This window comes from Lacicoccus qingdaonensis (assembly GCF_900101075.1).
Classification (GTDB): Bacteria; Bacillota; Bacilli; order Staphylococcales; family Salinicoccaceae; genus Lacicoccus; species Lacicoccus qingdaonensis.
Genome location: NZ_FNFY01000040.1, coordinates 1 through 15045, shown reverse-complemented (window position 1 = coordinate 15045; position 15045 = coordinate 1). Strand labels below are relative to the sequence as shown.

The 15045-nt window shown below is 43.0% G+C and carries 17 protein-coding genes and 1 pseudogene; 9 read left to right on the top strand and 9 right to left on the bottom strand.

The window, feature by feature from the left end:
* A pseudogene (locus tag BLR15_RS13900) lies at positions 1-92 on the bottom strand (IS6 family transposase); the annotation flags it as partial.
* 159 nt (positions 93-251) lie between these two features.
* On the opposite strand from BLR15_RS13900, the gene BLR15_RS13030 reads away from it, so the two are divergent.
* Both BLR15_RS13030 and BLR15_RS13025 read left to right on the top strand, forming a co-directional pair.
* On the top strand, positions 252-929 hold the full coding sequence (locus tag BLR15_RS13030) for a pseudouridine synthase (protein WP_092988199.1): 678 nt from the start codon (positions 252-254) through the stop codon (positions 927-929).
* Positions 930-1009: 80 nt separating this feature from the next.
* On the top strand, positions 1010-1690 hold the full coding sequence (locus BLR15_RS13025) for an RluA family pseudouridine synthase (protein ID WP_092988197.1): 681 nt from the start codon (positions 1010-1012) through the stop codon (positions 1688-1690).
* 13 nt (positions 1691-1703) lie between these two features.
* On the opposite strand, the gene BLR15_RS13020 is transcribed toward BLR15_RS13025, so the two are convergent.
* A complete protein-coding gene (locus BLR15_RS13020; protein ID WP_281182406.1) occupies positions 1704-2468 on the bottom strand; it encodes a DMT family transporter in 765 nt (254 codons plus the stop codon).
* Positions 2469-2544: 76 nt separating this feature from the next.
* Between BLR15_RS13020 and BLR15_RS13015 the strand changes: the two genes are divergently transcribed.
* The 5 genes from BLR15_RS13015 (at position 2545) to phnE (BLR15_RS12995) (ending at position 6976) form a co-directional block, all read left to right on the top strand.
* Positions 2545-3324: an IclR family transcriptional regulator domain-containing protein gene (locus tag BLR15_RS13015; RefSeq protein ID WP_092988195.1), complete on the top strand. Its 780-nt coding sequence runs from the start codon at positions 2545-2547 to the stop codon at positions 3322-3324.
* Between the two features lie 206 nt (positions 3325-3530).
* Positions 3531-4502 carry a phosphate/phosphite/phosphonate ABC transporter substrate-binding protein gene (locus BLR15_RS13010; protein WP_092988193.1) on the top strand — a complete coding sequence of 324 codons (972 nt, stop codon included), beginning with the start codon at positions 3531-3533 and terminating at the stop codon, positions 4500-4502.
* Between the two features lie 86 nt (positions 4503-4588).
* Positions 4589-5392, top strand: coding sequence for a phosphonate ABC transporter ATP-binding protein (gene phnC, locus BLR15_RS13005; protein WP_092988191.1), 804 nt, complete (start codon positions 4589-4591; stop codon positions 5390-5392).
* On the top strand, positions 5364-6173 hold the full coding sequence (gene phnE, locus BLR15_RS13000) for a phosphonate ABC transporter, permease protein PhnE (RefSeq protein ID WP_092988189.1): 810 nt from the start codon (positions 5364-5366) through the stop codon (positions 6171-6173). The genes phnC and phnE (BLR15_RS13000) overlap by 29 nt, the downstream gene beginning before the upstream one ends.
* Positions 6173-6976, top strand: coding sequence for a phosphonate ABC transporter, permease protein PhnE (gene phnE, locus BLR15_RS12995; protein ID WP_092988187.1), 804 nt, complete (start codon positions 6173-6175; stop codon positions 6974-6976). Before phnE (BLR15_RS13000) ends, phnE (BLR15_RS12995) begins: the two co-directional genes overlap by 1 nt.
* A 56-nt stretch (positions 6977-7032) precedes the next feature.
* Here the strand turns inward: phnE (BLR15_RS12995) and BLR15_RS12990 are convergent, their stop codons facing one another.
* Genes BLR15_RS12990 through BLR15_RS12960 form a run of 7 tightly spaced genes read right to left on the bottom strand, consistent with a single transcriptional unit; the run spans position 7033 to position 12915 of the window.
* Positions 7033-8232 carry a thiolase family protein gene (locus tag BLR15_RS12990; protein ID WP_092988185.1) on the bottom strand — a complete coding sequence of 400 codons (1200 nt, stop codon included), beginning with the start codon at positions 8230-8232 and terminating at the stop codon, positions 7033-7035.
* Positions 8232-8879, bottom strand: a complete 648-nt coding sequence (locus tag BLR15_RS12985) for a 3-oxoacid CoA-transferase subunit B (protein ID WP_092988183.1) — start codon at positions 8877-8879, stop codon at positions 8232-8234. The genes BLR15_RS12990 and BLR15_RS12985 overlap by 1 nt, the downstream gene beginning before the upstream one ends.
* Positions 8876-9562, bottom strand: coding sequence for a CoA transferase subunit A (locus BLR15_RS12980; protein WP_092988181.1), 687 nt, complete (start codon positions 9560-9562; stop codon positions 8876-8878). Before BLR15_RS12980 ends, BLR15_RS12985 begins: the two co-directional genes overlap by 4 nt.
* Before the next feature lie 6 nt (positions 9563-9568).
* Positions 9569-10402, bottom strand: coding sequence for an alpha/beta fold hydrolase (locus BLR15_RS12975; protein WP_092988179.1), 834 nt, complete (start codon positions 10400-10402; stop codon positions 9569-9571).
* A gap of 11 nt (positions 10403-10413) precedes the next feature.
* The gene (locus BLR15_RS12970; RefSeq protein WP_092988177.1) at positions 10414-10881 is read right to left on the bottom strand and encodes a DUF3237 domain-containing protein; all 468 of its coding nucleotides are present in this window, start codon (positions 10879-10881) and stop codon (positions 10414-10416) included.
* A gap of 60 nt (positions 10882-10941) precedes the next feature.
* Positions 10942-11739 carry a dioxygenase family protein gene (locus BLR15_RS12965; protein ID WP_092988175.1) on the bottom strand — a complete coding sequence of 266 codons (798 nt, stop codon included), beginning with the start codon at positions 11737-11739 and terminating at the stop codon, positions 10942-10944.
* Between the two features lie 57 nt (positions 11740-11796).
* Complete coding sequence (locus BLR15_RS12960; RefSeq protein ID WP_092988173.1) at positions 11797-12915, bottom strand: muconate/chloromuconate family cycloisomerase; 1119 nt, start codon at positions 12913-12915, stop codon at positions 11797-11799.
* Between the two features lie 359 nt (positions 12916-13274).
* Here BLR15_RS12960 and BLR15_RS12955 point away from each other — a divergent pair, with 359 nt between their 5' ends.
* Both BLR15_RS12955 and BLR15_RS12950 read left to right on the top strand, forming a co-directional pair.
* The gene (locus tag BLR15_RS12955; RefSeq protein ID WP_092988171.1) at positions 13275-14627 is read left to right on the top strand and encodes an alanine/glycine:cation symporter family protein; all 1353 of its coding nucleotides are present in this window, start codon (positions 13275-13277) and stop codon (positions 14625-14627) included.
* Positions 14628-14698: 71 nt separating this feature from the next.
* Positions 14699-15045 (top strand): helix-turn-helix domain-containing protein (locus tag BLR15_RS12950; protein ID WP_143004000.1); only part of this gene is annotated, 347 nt, incomplete at its 3' end.

The window sequence follows — 15045 nt, the reverse complement described above, 5'->3', positions numbered from 1 at the left end:
ATATCACGATAACTCAATGCATATCTTAGATAGTAGCCAACGGCTACAGTGATAACATCCTTGTTAAATTGTTTATATCTGAAATAGTTCATACAGAAGACTCCTTTTTGTTAAAATTATACTATAAATTCAACTTTGCAACAGAACCAAAAATAATCTCTGAAGTTCACTTTCATGTTATAAAATCCAAAAAAGAGGGAACTTATTTAATACTGATATATAACTGAAAAAGAGTAAAGGAGAATGCGTTAATGGATACTAACATCTTATATGAGGATAACGATCTGCTCATAATTGAAAAATCTGCCATAATACCTTCGTATATTGAGGGAACCGAAGCTGAAGATTTACTGAACGCTCTGAAAGAACACATGAAAAAAAGTGATGCCGACAATGATGAGCTGTACCCGGAAGCTGACGAAATACTGGGCAGTCCGATAGGCGGTGCCGCAGTATTTGCCAAGAATGCCAATACCGCTTCTTTTTTGACACAAAATGATAAGAAAAATAATGTGACAAGGAAGTACAGAGCTATTGTCCGCGGCAAGATGCCAAAAGACGAAGATACTTTAACCGATTACCTTATAAGAATTCCTGAGAATAATTCATTCAGCATAACTGGTGAAGATGATAAGAATGCCATCAAAAGCGCACTTCATTACAAAGTCATCGACAGAAATGCCGAGGATGATCTGACACTCATGGAAATCGAGATGGAAAAAGGTTATTCATACCATATCAGGGTACAGCTCGCCAACGTGGGCAACGTTCTTCATGGTGACACCAACCATGGACAGCACTATAACAAAGTCGGCCAGCCGATTGCATTATGGTCGTACAGCGTCAATGTCCAGCACCCGTCAAAAGATAGTCTGGCAGCTGTAGAATCCACACCTCCCGATGAAGCACCATGGGATTATTTCTATTAATCTGTCAGACAGCCGTTTCCATCTTTCATATTATTTCCTGGATGATATAGTGTGATTAAGATGTAAAAGGAGAGTACGACATGAATATAAATATCTTATATGAAGATAATCACCTGTTGATCGTGAAGAAGCCTGTCAATATTCCCGTGCAGGAAGATGCTTCGAAAGACAAAGACCTGCTCAACATGCTGAAGGACTACATTAAGGAAAATGAAAACAAGCCCGGCAACGTCTATCTTGGACTTGTACACAGACTGGACCGTCCGGTCGGCGGAGCAGTTGTTTTTGCCAAAACGTCCAAAGCCGCTTCGAGACTGGCAGATCAGTTGAGACAGAATAAGATAGTAAGAAAATATAAAGCAGTTGTACGGGGGAATTTGACGCCATCCAAAGACACACTGATTGATTACTTGTATAAAAACCGGAAAAATAATACGGTAAATGTCGTCGATAAAAACAAAAAAGACGCTAAAAAAGCAATACTCCATTACAAAGTGCTCGGTAATGATAAAAAGAACAGCCTGTCTCTCCTTGAAATAGAACTTGAGACCGGCCGTTCCCATCAGATTCGTGTACAGCTCGCCAACCAGGGCAATGTTTTATACGGCGACCAAAAATATGGCCGGAGTCAGAACAAACCCGGACAGCAGATTGCCTTGTGGGCGCACACACTGGAAGTAAAGCATCCTACCAAAGATGAAATGGTTTCAGTAGAATGCCCGACCCCTGAGCAGTTGCCGTGGGATAGATTTTTCAATTAACATTCCCTTTCAACTATTCACTTTGCTTTTTAAGTGACAGCATTGTAATCAGCACCAATATTAAAAACATACCGGCCAGCTGCCAGCTCTGAAATGAGACATTCAGCCAGAGCACACTCGCAACAATTGCAGCCAGCGGTTCGATGGTGCCGAACAATGTTGTCTCTTTTGCTGTAATATATTCCAAGCTCTTTATAAAAAACCAGAAAGCGATTGCTGTACCTGCAAAGATTCCGAATAACAGTACAAGTACTGTCATCATATCCATCGCACCGATATCCACATCCCATAACGGGTGGATGAAATTCATTACAACCCCCGCAATGATCATGGCCCAGCCGACCACTAATATGGAAGGGAAACGGATGAGCAGCTGTCTTGCGTATATGGTGTAAAAGGCGAGCGAAAGCCCTGAAATGACACCCCAGACTATACTTGGCATCGGGACGGACAAGCTTTCAAATGAACCGTTTGTCAGCAGCAGAATTGTGCCTGTCAAAGTTAAAGATATCGCCAGAATATCGAATGATTTTATCCGGTCCTGCCCCCGGAGTACATACCAGATAATGATATACACCGGTGCAATGTACTGCAGCAGCGTTGCGATCGCAGCATTTCCATAATCTATTGAAGCCATATATGAATATTGTACAAGCAGCATGCCGAGTATGCTGAAAATAACGAGGCGTGTAACAACAATCTTCTCGCGGAAAATACTGAATACGGGAATGTCTGCAGACATGAAGCGGTGTACAATCAATAGGAAAACACCGCTAATTATATAAGATTTATCACTTTAAAAATGATATGATAATAGTACAGATTTTTAACTATCGTACAATTGAGGGATTATTATGACGGAAGAATTTAATAGTGCTGATCATCTTCAAACACTTGCAAAGGGATTGAAAGTCATTGAAGCTTTTGACAGCCACGATCATTTAACCATATCAACCGCAGCAAAATTGACCAATATCTCCAGACCGACCGCAAGACGCGTCTTAATCACGCTGGTCAATCTGGGGTACGCACAGGCGCTCGACAACCGATTTTATCTGACGCCTAAAGTTCTGTCACTCGGCTATTCTTACATGACTGCCAGAGACAGCTGGGAAATTACAACGACCCTGTTGCGTGAATTATCTAAGCAGACCAATGAGTCAAGTTCAATTGCCAAGTTAGTGGGCGAGGAAATTGTTTACATCGGACGTGTGCCTGCGAATAAAATCATGAATATTTCACTCAATATCGGCACACATCTGCCTGCATACGCCACTTCCATGGGTAAGTTATTACTTGCGCAAAAAAGTGAAGAAGCGCTTCAGGAATTTTTTGCCACCGCGAAACTCGAAGCCCTCACCCCGAATACGACATATAAGGAAGTAGATTTGCGTAGAGAATTCGAAGAAATACGTGAAAAAGGATGGGCGATCAGCGAAGATCAGCTGGAAATCGGACTGATGTCCATCGCTGCACCGATCCGCAATTTGCGTGGAGAAGTCATCGCCGCAATCAATTGCTCCACAAACTCCTCCCAGACGACAAGACAAGAAGTTGAAGACCATTATTTATCGCCGCTTCTGGAGACTGCAGAGCTGATAAGCAGAAATACAGAGATTGAACTGCCGTTTTAAAATTTGAATAGGATAGTACACGACGAGACTCCCCGATGTATTCATAATATAAAGGGGAGTTTATTTTATACTTGATGACATATTTCCTAATTATTTGAAAATAACATTGACTTTGGAAAACGGTTTAAATATTCTTAAGGTAGAAGAGGGAAATTTTCTCTCTTTGAGAAAATAAAATACATATTTCTACTTGGGAGGTAGACGAAATGAATTTTGGGTTAAGACGTTTTCTTTTGCTGTTTTCTTTAGTCATGGTCATCTCTGTAATTGCTGCATGCGGTAACGGTGAGAGTGATGCTTCAGACTCTGAAGGTAACGAAGATAGTGAAGCCGCTGAGAATACCGAAGAGACTTCAGAAGAATCAGGTGAAGAGATTGAGTCATTGTCCATGGGTTTTATTCCTTCAAGTGATGCAGGTAATATCGCCACAACAGCTGAACCGCTTGAAGAGTTCCTTTCAGAAGAGCTTGGTATTGAAGTGGAGGCTGAGGTCATGGTCGATTACAGCGGTCTGATCGAGGCGATGAGAACACAGCAGGTTGACATCGGTTTCCTTGCACCATTCAGTTTTGTACAGGCTGAAGAACGTGCAGATGTCGACGTGATTTTAAAATCTGTCAGAAACGGCTCAGAATCTTACGTTGCACAATATGTAGTTAATGCAGATTCAGATATTGAAAGCATTGAAGATCTTGTGGATCAGGAAGGGCTTGTCTGGGCGTTCCCGGATACTTTATCAACTTCCGGTTATCTTTTTCCTGCAATGCAGTTGAAAGAGATGGGCGTGGATGAACTGGAAAGTCATTTTGATCAGCTTTCAGTAGGCGGTCATGATAACGCAATTACACAAGTGTATGACGGACAGGCAGATTTCGCTACTACCTTTGATGATGCTCGTGTAACTGTTGAAGAAGATCTTCCGGATGTAATGGATCAGGTCAAAGTGATCGGACATACAGATGAAATTCCAAACGATACCATTTCTGTCCGTTCTGAACTGCCGGATGATATGAAACAGCAGATTACAGATGCTTTCCTAAGTTTGAATGAAAATGAAGAAATGCTTGATATCATGTATGAAATTTATGAGTGGGATGGCATTGCTGAAGCAGAGTCCGAAGACTATGATATTGTACGTGAAGTATATGCAGAGTTCGAAAGTGACTTAAACGAATAACAACATTTTCAAAAGGAGATGAAGGGACTCCCTTACGCATCTCCTTTTTACATATTTTTAATTTTATTCCCGGGATGGTGAATGCATTGATAGAATTTAACGATGTTTCCCTTGTGTATCCGAATGGACATAAAGGTTTGAAAAACATCAACTTAAAAATTAACGAGGGAGAATTCGTGGTCATCGTCGGTATGTCAGGCGCCGGTAAATCGACATTGATACGGAGTATCAACCGTATGGTGACACCAACCAGTGGTGAGCTCATCGTAGACGGAGAAGATATTTTACAGCTCAAAGACAGCCAGCTTAGAAAAGTAAGAACAAACATCGGCATGATTTTCCAGAGTTACAACATCGTCAAGCGCATGAGCGTACTGAGAAATGTTCTTGCGGGGAGACTCGGGCATACGGGCACACTGCGCAGCCTGGTCGGATGGTTCCCCCAGAACGATCTGCAAATTGCGATGAATAATCTTGAGCGTGTCGGAATCGATGAAAAAGCATATGTCCGCGCAAGCAATCTGAGCGGGGGACAACAGCAGCGTGTCAGTATCGCGCGTGCATTGACTCAGCAGCCTAAAGTCATCCTCGCAGATGAACCTGTGGCAAGTCTCGACCCTCCGACTTCACATAAAGTCATGAAGGACCTTAAACGGGTCAGCAGGGAGGACGGACTCACAACAATTGTCAACCTTCACTTCATTGATATGGCGATGGAATACGCCGACCGTATCATTGGCTTAAGGGACGGTAATCTGGTGTTCGACGGACCGATAGAGGAAGTGACGGATCAGACTTTCGAAGAGATTTATGACCGTCCGATTAAAGATGATGATTTTCTTGGCAGTGAGGAGGAGACTGATGAAAAAAACGAGTCCGAACAAGTCTGAGCGTATCGTTCTGACGCCCATGCGGTTCAAGCTGTTTATTCTCAGTATTCTTCTTTTGGTCATACTGCTTTATATAGTGGCTGCCTATCAGACTGAAGCTTTCCCTCAAAGGGTGATAGAAGGCTTTCCAATCATCTTCCTGTTTGTGGTGGAAGACCTTTGGCCGCCGAGCTGGGAATACTTTACGAGTGTCATCCAGCCGCTTCTTGAAACATGGAATATCGCATTGTTCGGTACAACTTTCGGGGCGATTCTTGCACTGCCTGTCAGCTTTCTTGCCGCATCGAATATCAATACGAATCTGACGTTCTACCGTATTATCCGGTTTTTCTTCAATATACTGCGTACTGTACCGGAAATAATACTGGCTGTTCTTTTCGTTGCGCTTGTCGGCATCGGTGATATTTCGGGTATTCTCGCCCTCACAATACTGACGATAGGTATCATCGGCAAACTGCTCAGCGAGTCCATTGAATCAGTCGATCCCGGACCGCTTGAAGCCATCCGCGCATCAGGCGGCAATACTCTGCAGGTGATCAGATATGCAGTCATTCCGCAAATTTTACCGCAGTATGCTTCCTATACGCTCTATTCATTGGAAATCAATGTGAAAGCATCAGTAGTGCTCGGCTTTGTCGGTGCCGGCGGTATCGGTATCATATTAAGACAACAGCTCAGCATGTTTAATTATCAAAATGTGGCAGCAATTATTTTTACACTCTTTATCGTCATTACGATCATTGATTTCATCAGTAATAAGCTAAGGGAGCGTCTTGAATAATGAAACAGCATGATAAAATAAGAACGCATAAAACCTTTAACAAAACGAAACGCATGTATGTTCTGGCCACTGTTCTCATACTTGCTTTCATCTATATTGTTGCTCTCGTATCCACGCCGTTCGACATCAACAGCTCCTCTGTGTCCACTTTGGAAACATTGAAGCGGCTGTTCATAGAACCGTTGATCAACACTGATAATTATGATAAATACCCTGAATACATCGGCTATATGCTTGAAACAATCGCCATTGCCTATGCAGGAATATTTGTTGCGACGATTCTCGCGGTACCCGTCGGTTTTCTGGCTGCAAGAAACGTAGGCGGCAGGTTCTCCTATATCGGAAAAGCGCTGCTGAATGCCATACGTGCAATTCCCGAGCTGATCTTTGCAATCATCTTCGTGGCTGCTGTCGGTATCGGCCCGTACGCCGGGGTTCTCGCCATCAGTATTAACTCGATCGGTATGCTCGGTAAACTTTACGCCGAAGTCATTGAATCGATTGACTCTGAGAACGTTGATGCAATCAAGGCAAGCGGTGGTAACCGGATTCAATCCATGTGGTACGGTATTCTCCCGCAGGTGCTGCCGGAGTTCGTATCCTACTCTTTATACCGTTTCGAAATCGACGTACGTGCATCGACAGTGCTCGGTATTGTTGGCGCCGGGGGTATCGGTGCACCGCTCATACTTGCCACATATCAGAGAAACTGGGATGAAGTCGGTATGATCCTTGTCGTCGTCGTCGTATTTGTAAGCTTGATAGATATTTTGTCAGGAGCAATCAGAAAGCGCCTGATTTAACTTTTAGAAACAAAACAGAGCCTGAATCCTTGTTAAGGATTCAGGCTCTGTTTATTTTATATATTGTCTACCATTAGGGAGATACCCTGGCCGACCCCGATACACATCGTTGCCAGACCCGTCTTGGTATCACGGCGTTTCATTTCATAGATCAGATCCGTCAAAATTCTTGCGCCGCTCGCACCGAGTGGGTGCCCAAAGCTGATTGCCCCGCCATTGACGTTGACAATGTCTCTGTCAATGCCCAGCTGGTTGATACACTCTATGGACTGTGAAGCAAAAGCCTCGTTAAGTTCCATCAGGCCGATATCTGAAATCGTCCGTCCTGTTTTCTCAAGCAGCTTTTTTGTAGAACCTATAGGACCAAGACCCATTACAGCCGGTTCTACACCTGCAGTTGCAGAAAACGTGTATTTTACAAGTGGCGTTAAGCCCAGCGCTTCAGCCTTTTCTTTGCTCATTACCAACAGTGCACTTGCACCGTCGTTTACACCTGAGGAATTTCCTGCAGTCACTGTACCGTCAGGGAAAATTGAACGGAGCTGTGACAGCTTCTCAAGTGAAGTTTCCGGTCTTGGATGCTCATCTTTATCAACAACTGTTTCGTTCCCTTTACGGTCGGTGATTGTTACAGGAATCATCTGATCTTTGAAACGGTACGCTTCAACCGCGGCTTTCGCACGCTGCTGGCTTTCAAAAGCAAACTGATCCTGTTCTTCTCTCGTAATGTTGTATCTCTGTGCGACATTTTCAGCTGTCTGCGGCATTGAATCAATACCGTGTTCAGATTCGATTTTAGGATTCGGGAATCTCCAGCCGATTGTGGTGTCCACGAGTTCCATGTTGCCTCTCGGAAATTCTTTCTCAGGCTTCAGCATGACAAATGGCGCTCTTGACATACTCTCTGTTCCGCCTGCGATTGCGATATCAATTTCACCAGTCATGATTGAACGTGCCGCCATTGAGACAGAGTCAAGGCTCGAACCGCACAATCTGTTTACAGTTGTCCCCGCCACACTTTCAGGCAGATCCGCGATCAATGCAGACATACGTGCAACGTTTCTGTTCTCTTCTCCCGCACCGTTGGCGTTGCCGAAAATCACTTCATCTATCTGGTTTACATCCAGATTCGGGTTTCTTTCAACAAGTGCTTTTATGACAATTGCACCAAGGTCATCCGGCCTTACTGACTTTAAAGCACCTTTATATCTGCCAATCGGTGTTCTTACTGCATCTACTATAACAACTTCAGTCATTATTCCGCACTCCTTTTCAGAGATTCAGACACTGTATAATCCGCTTCTGTTTTTTCTGCAACTTCTTCAAGTGTTGTGTCGCCCATCAATTCTATCAGTTCGAATTTATCGTCTTTTCGTTCAAACACTGCGAGATCCGTGATGATCATATCCACAGGCCTCGTTGACGTAATAGGGAAAGTGCATTCTTTCAGGAATTTCGGCGAGCCGTCTTTAGCAGTGTGATTCGTTGTGATGATCACTTTTTTAGCTCCGACGAGGAGATCCATTGCACCGCCGACACCGATAATATCTTTACCCGGAATCGCCCAGTTGGCCACCTGTCCATTTTCGCCAACCTGCAATACGCCGAGAATCGCAACATCAACATGCGACCCGCGGATCATCGCAAATGAGTCTGCACTGTGAAAGTAACTTGCACCTGTTGCTTCACCGACCGGCTGTTTACCGGCGTTGACAATGTTCGGGTCGATATCTTCTTCTGCAACTGATGTGACTCCAAGTAATCCGTTCTCTGTGTGCAGATAAAATTTATCCTTATCCAAATAGTTCGCCACAAGAGTAGGGATGCCGATACCCAGATTTATAACTGAATACTCATCTAAAGCCTGGGCAGCTCGTTCAGCAATCATATCTTTTACACTCATTTCTGAACCACTCCTTCTTTAGTTAATATCTGTTCAGCAAGAACAATCTTATCCACATATATATGCTGAGTCGCAATTTCCTCAGGGTTCAACTCTCCCACTTCAACAATTTCATCGACTTCTGCAACAACATATTTTCCTGCAGTTGCCATCATCGGGTTGAAGTTGCGGGCTGTCTTGTAATAAACAAGATTGCCGAGTTTGTCAGCCTTATGCGCACGTACAAGAGACACATCAGATTTCAAAGCTTTTTCAAATACGTATTCCTCACCGTCGATCTCTTTTGTTTCCTTACCCTTTGCAAGGTCCGTCCCGACACTCGTCTTAGTGTAGAAACCGCCGATGCCTGCACCGCCTGCACGGATGACCTCACTCAGCGTACCCTGCGGCAGCAGCTGAAGATCCAATTTGCCGGCATTATACCATTTGGCGACTTCTCTGTTACTTGTAAAATATGAGCCAACCGCTTTTTTCAGTTTGCCCTGGTCAAGCAGGATACCCAGTCCTTTTCCTGCCTCACCGACGTTATTGCTGACTACCGTCAGTTCTTTAACCTCGAGCTTCGTCAGCTCATCTATTAAAGAGAGTGGTGCACCGATCAGTCCGAAACCGCCGACCATCAGTGTATCTCCATCCTTAACCGGGTGAAGAGCAGATTTTAAATCAGTGATTTTCGATTCCATTTTAAATTACTCCTCTTCTAAAAAATTCTCTATTTGTTCATTCAGATTTTTCTGTTCGTTAAATACGATTTCATAATGGTTGATGTCCATTACTGTAGATTTTATGTCCTTTACTTCATTGAGCATTTTGTCATAACCTTCTTCACTGAAAAGTGCGATACCATCTTTTATAACACCTGTACAAATAATCAGGAAGACCGGGACATTGAGCCTGTTGTATGCTTCGCCGAATGGAAAATCATAAAAGCTCTCAAAATCCTGTTTGGTCAGTTCATAATCTGATTTGTGATGGATTTTTCCGTCGATTTGTGTGATTTCATGGTCGATCACCTGGTCCATGATCTCACTCCACTCAACTCCCATCGTACCGTAGGCCTTCTTCATCATTTCCAGATACTCTTCTCTGGAACCGAATGTTTTTTCAAGTCTTCCAAGAGAAGGCAGAACAAGGCTGCTCGTGTTTTCATCTGCTTCACCGCCGCCGTCCAAAAGAACCACTTTTTTAACTTTCGAACTCCGGCCTGCAACGTCTACAGCAATATATCCGCCCATTGAATAGCCTGCAAGGACAATATTGTCATGCTCCAACGAGTCTATGATTTCAAGCAGATCTTTGCTGTGCTGCTGAATATCAGCCGGATCATTTTGCAGTGTACTGTCGCCGCGGCCGCTCAAATCATAACTCAGTGTATTATATTTACTTTTGAAGTGATTTTGAAAATGATGCATCTGCAGATAATTGCCAGTCAATCCATGTATAAAAATTAGTAAGACGTCACTTTCAGGATGTGTGGTGATCTCTACATTTATCTGCTTATCTCCTGTATTGATTAATTTCATTATTTTCCCGCCTATTCGACTGTATATATTGAATAACTGACACCCTCAGGCATACGGATGCCGTTTGAAATGAATATTCTGTTATTCAGCCAGTGGTATTTTTCGCTGCCTGTTTCAAACACGGGATTCGTTCTGAAGTAGTATTCATCCGGATCCACTTCTTCTCCCTGATCCAGACGGTTTAAAACAGAACGGTCTCCAGTTCTGATACCTCTGTACGTCATCAGAATGATTTCTTCATCATCAGTCTCCAAAGTGATTCGGACGTCCTGGATGATCGTTCCGTCTTCACGTACCGTAATCCAGTCATCACCGCCCGGAAGAACTTTCGCATTAAAGTGTTCGCCTTCGAATTTACCGCCGGTCACCTGGATGATTCTGCGGTTTTCTATTGGTGTTTTCTTAGGCAGATGCGGTTTGGCCACCGACAGTTCCATATGTCCTAAAAGGGATAACGACGGTTCTGGTAAATGTCTCACAATTCATTCCTCCTATTATTGTCATAAATACGAAAAGGGCATGTCTCCATGCCCATGTTTTTACTTGTTATCTTTACGAAGTACAAATTCCAGATGTGATTCTTTGTAATCGCCTTTATCTACAGGGTCTGTAATGAGCTCTTCACGTACACCTTGTGCAACGTCAGTCTCCATCCACTCATCACCTTCAAAGAATACTTGCGTAATCAGAGTTTCGTGACCTTCTGATTTGAACATGATGTGCAGGTGTGCCGGGCGCATAGGGTGCTGATCCATGTAACCCAGGAATTCACCTGTCGGCCCCTGATCTGGAATTGAGTATGGTAACGGCAGGAATGTTTTCACTGTAAATTTACCTTCATCATCCGTTACGAAACGTCCGCGGAGGTTAAAGTCTGGCGCATCCGAGTCGAAATTGGAATATTTTGCCGAGCCGTCGTTCTGCCAGAAATCAACTTCTGCATTTTTAAGCACTTCACCATCAACATTTTTAACTGTTCCGCTGAAGTAGAATACATCGCCTTCTTCATCCGCGCGCTGTGGCAGTTCTACAACACCATTCTCATCCGGTTCAACAAAAGGCGCATTTTCAACGTAGTATGGTCCAAGAAGGGAAGGCTGAGTCCCCGGCAGTTCAGTATACATTGACTGTAATACATGCGTTTCCAGGAATACGTCTGCATATAATGGAAGTTCTCCGGATTTACCCAGGCGGTCTGCCCAGTTTACAAAGTTAGTATATTCTTCGTGGTTGAGTTTCGCTTCATCGAAAAACTCCTGCATATGTTTGATGAATATATCGAAGACCTCTTCAACACGTTCGTTTTTAGTCGTTGGCAATTGATTGTTTACTGTCATAATTAACACTCCTATTAATATTTTTATTATTTATATAACAACCGTTTGACGGTTTGCCTATCTCTGATAGTGGTTGAGCTTATCGTAGTCCAATGTGCTGCCAAAACCGATATCATCCGGTATTTGTATTTCGAAGTTCTCAACCTTAATATCTTCAAGGGTCAGTTTATCCTGGTAGAGCAGCGGACCGAATATTTCTGTCCCGAACTTAAATTCAGGTATCGTCGAATAAACGCTTGCTGCGATTGCATTACCTACAGTTGACTCGATCATTGTGCCCCCGTATATTCCAAAGCCTGCAGCTTCAGCAATACCCGCAATCTTTCTCGTCTCGAGAATACCGCCGTGCTTTGCCGGTTTAAGTGCTACAGCATCTCCGGCTCTCTCTTTGATGATGCGGTAAGTATCATGCAGTGATGTCGTCGATTCATCTGCAAGTATTGACACATCAAATTTCTCGGTCAATCTCTTCATACCTTCATAGTTCCATGTCGGAGGCGGCTGTTCTATCATGGATACACCCATTTCCTCCAAAGCTCTGATCTGTTTGGACGCAGTGTACTCATCCCATGCCTGGTTGATGTCCACAGTTATTCTGGACTGATCTCCGACAGCTTTTATAATTTCTCCTACATGATTGACGTTGGCTGTAGGATCACCATGACCTATTTTCAATTTGAAGATGTTATGCCTTTTTGTATGCAGCATTTCCTGAGCTTCTTCTATATCTTTAGTTGTATCTCCGCTTGCCAATGTCCATGCCAGAGGTAATGAATCATGGATCTTTCCGCCAAAAAGTTCATAAGCAGGAATTTCTCTTTGCTTTGCAGCCAAATCTATCAAGGCAGTTTCTATAGCAGCTTTCGCAAAATAGTTTCCTCTCACGTACTTTGAAACTGTTGTCATAATTCTGTTGAAATGGATTGGACTCTGATCTATCAGATGCGGAACGATGTATTTATCCACGTTGGCTTTTATGGCTTCTACAGTACTGTCACCATATGAGGCACCACCGATAGTTGCTACTTCAGAAACACCGGTTCTTCCGGATTTATCTTTAATGATTGTGATCACAATCGCCTGCGTAGTAATAGTTGTCATTGCAAGCTGATGCGGACGTTTCACAGGCAGATCACAAATATATGTATCCACACTGTCAATAAAAACATTATCCATTCTTACACCTCCCATTGTACGTAAATCGTACCTAGATATTTTATTCGAACACGATTTCATTATATTAATATGTGAAAGCGTTATCAACGAGTTTTTTGAAAATTATTAATTCGAAAAATACAATATTATTTAATATATCTCGAAAGTGAAACTTTCAAGTGACTTTTTTAATTAAAAGTTGTAACATACGATGTTTAATCCACACGTGAGAAATATAACTTACATAATCTACGTAATTTAATTACAATATCTATAATAAATTCACTTTTATAGTATTTATTATCTTATTCACAATATTGACATTATTTGAGAATTCATATACCTTTATGAAGAATACATATTAAGGGGAGGATTTTACAATGGGTGAATCAATAGCAGATTTTATTGCTTGGCTCAGTGGCTTTGTTTGGGGATTGCCACTGATTATCTTTTTGGTAGGTACCGGGATATTTCTAACGATTAGAATTTCATTTTTTTCATTCCGTATGCTGCCATACTCACTCAAGATGTTATTTAAGAGAGAGGATGCCACAAGTGATGGGGATATTTCACATTTCCAGGCAGTTATGACAGCGCTTGCAGCTACAGTGGGTACCGGAAACGTCGTCGGTGTGGCTACAGCTGTTGTAATCGGTGGACCCGGTGCAGTGTTCTGGATGTGGATGACAGCACTTGTCGGTATGGCGACTAAATATTCCGAAGGTATATTAGGGGTTAAATATCGTCAGAAAAACTCAAAAGGGGAAATGTCCGGCGGACCGATGTATTACTTGGAACACGGTCTTGGCCAAAAATGGCTGGGCGTATTATTCGCATTTTTCGCTGTCTTTGCAGCAATATTCGGTATAGGAAATATGATCCAGGCCAATGCGGCGTCCGATGTTGCCCTTGACGTGTTCAATGTTCCGACATGGCTGACAGGTGTGATAATGGCTGTCCTAGTCGGATCAGTGTTATTGGGCGGGGTTAAGAGTATAGGTAGAACTGCAGGTATACTCGTACCTTTCATGATTGTTTTCTACCTTTTAGCTGGTATTACTATAATGATCATACAAATTGATCAGGTCCCTGCAGCGATAGGCTTGATCTTTACCGATGCATTTACTGGTAATGCTGTTGCCGGTGGTGCGCTTGGTACTGTCATTCGTATGGGTGTCGCCCGAGGCTTATTCTCAAACGAAGCCGGTCTCGGTACAGGCGGTATCGCAGCCGCGGCGGCGAAAACAGATGTACCTGCACGTCAGGCTCTGATTTCAATGACTCAGGTTTTCATCGATACAATTGTTGTTTGTTCGATTACTGGTATCACACTAGTAATGGCGGACATGTACGCTTCAGGTACTGAAGGTGCAGCTCTGACAGCACAGTCATTCGAAGCTTTCTTACCAGGCGTTGGTGACTATGTTGTCGCGATAACATTACTCGTATTCATATTCTCAACAATTCTAGGCTGGGGTTACTTTGGAGAAAAATGTTTCACTTACCTGGTCGGTTCGAAATTTACGATGTTATACAGATTCGTCTTTGTTATTGCAATCATTCCAGGTGCTACAATGTCACTTTCAACAGTATGGAACCTTGGAGATGTCTTCAACGCTCTGATGGCTGTTCCAAACTTGATTGGACTTGTATTACTGTCCGGAGTAGTAGTTGCTGAAACTAAAGTATTCCTAGATATCAGAAAGAAAGAGAAAGAGCAGGGAATCGGTTAAAATGATATGCTCCCCTCGTAGTAGACAGAGAAATAATAAAAACTCTGTAACTACGACGAGGGGGTATTTTTATGTCTAAACGAACAGCCAAGTATACAATAGAAGAGAAAGTCGATATGATTCATCAAGTGTTATCAGATCATCAATCCATCCATAGTGTATCCAATTATTATCGATTGGGTAAGCATACACTCAAAGCATGGATCCACCGTTATGAAACGGCTGGTGTGGATGGGTTAAAAGCATCCAGAGGCTGGAAACATTACTCTGAAGCAACCAAGATAAGCGCTGTGAATGACTACTTAAATCAAGTGGACGGTCAGGTTGGAATATGTCGAAAGTATCAAATCAGTTCCACATCTGTTTTACGACAATGGATATCCAAGTATACTGGTGGTAAACCAATTAAAGCCACTGG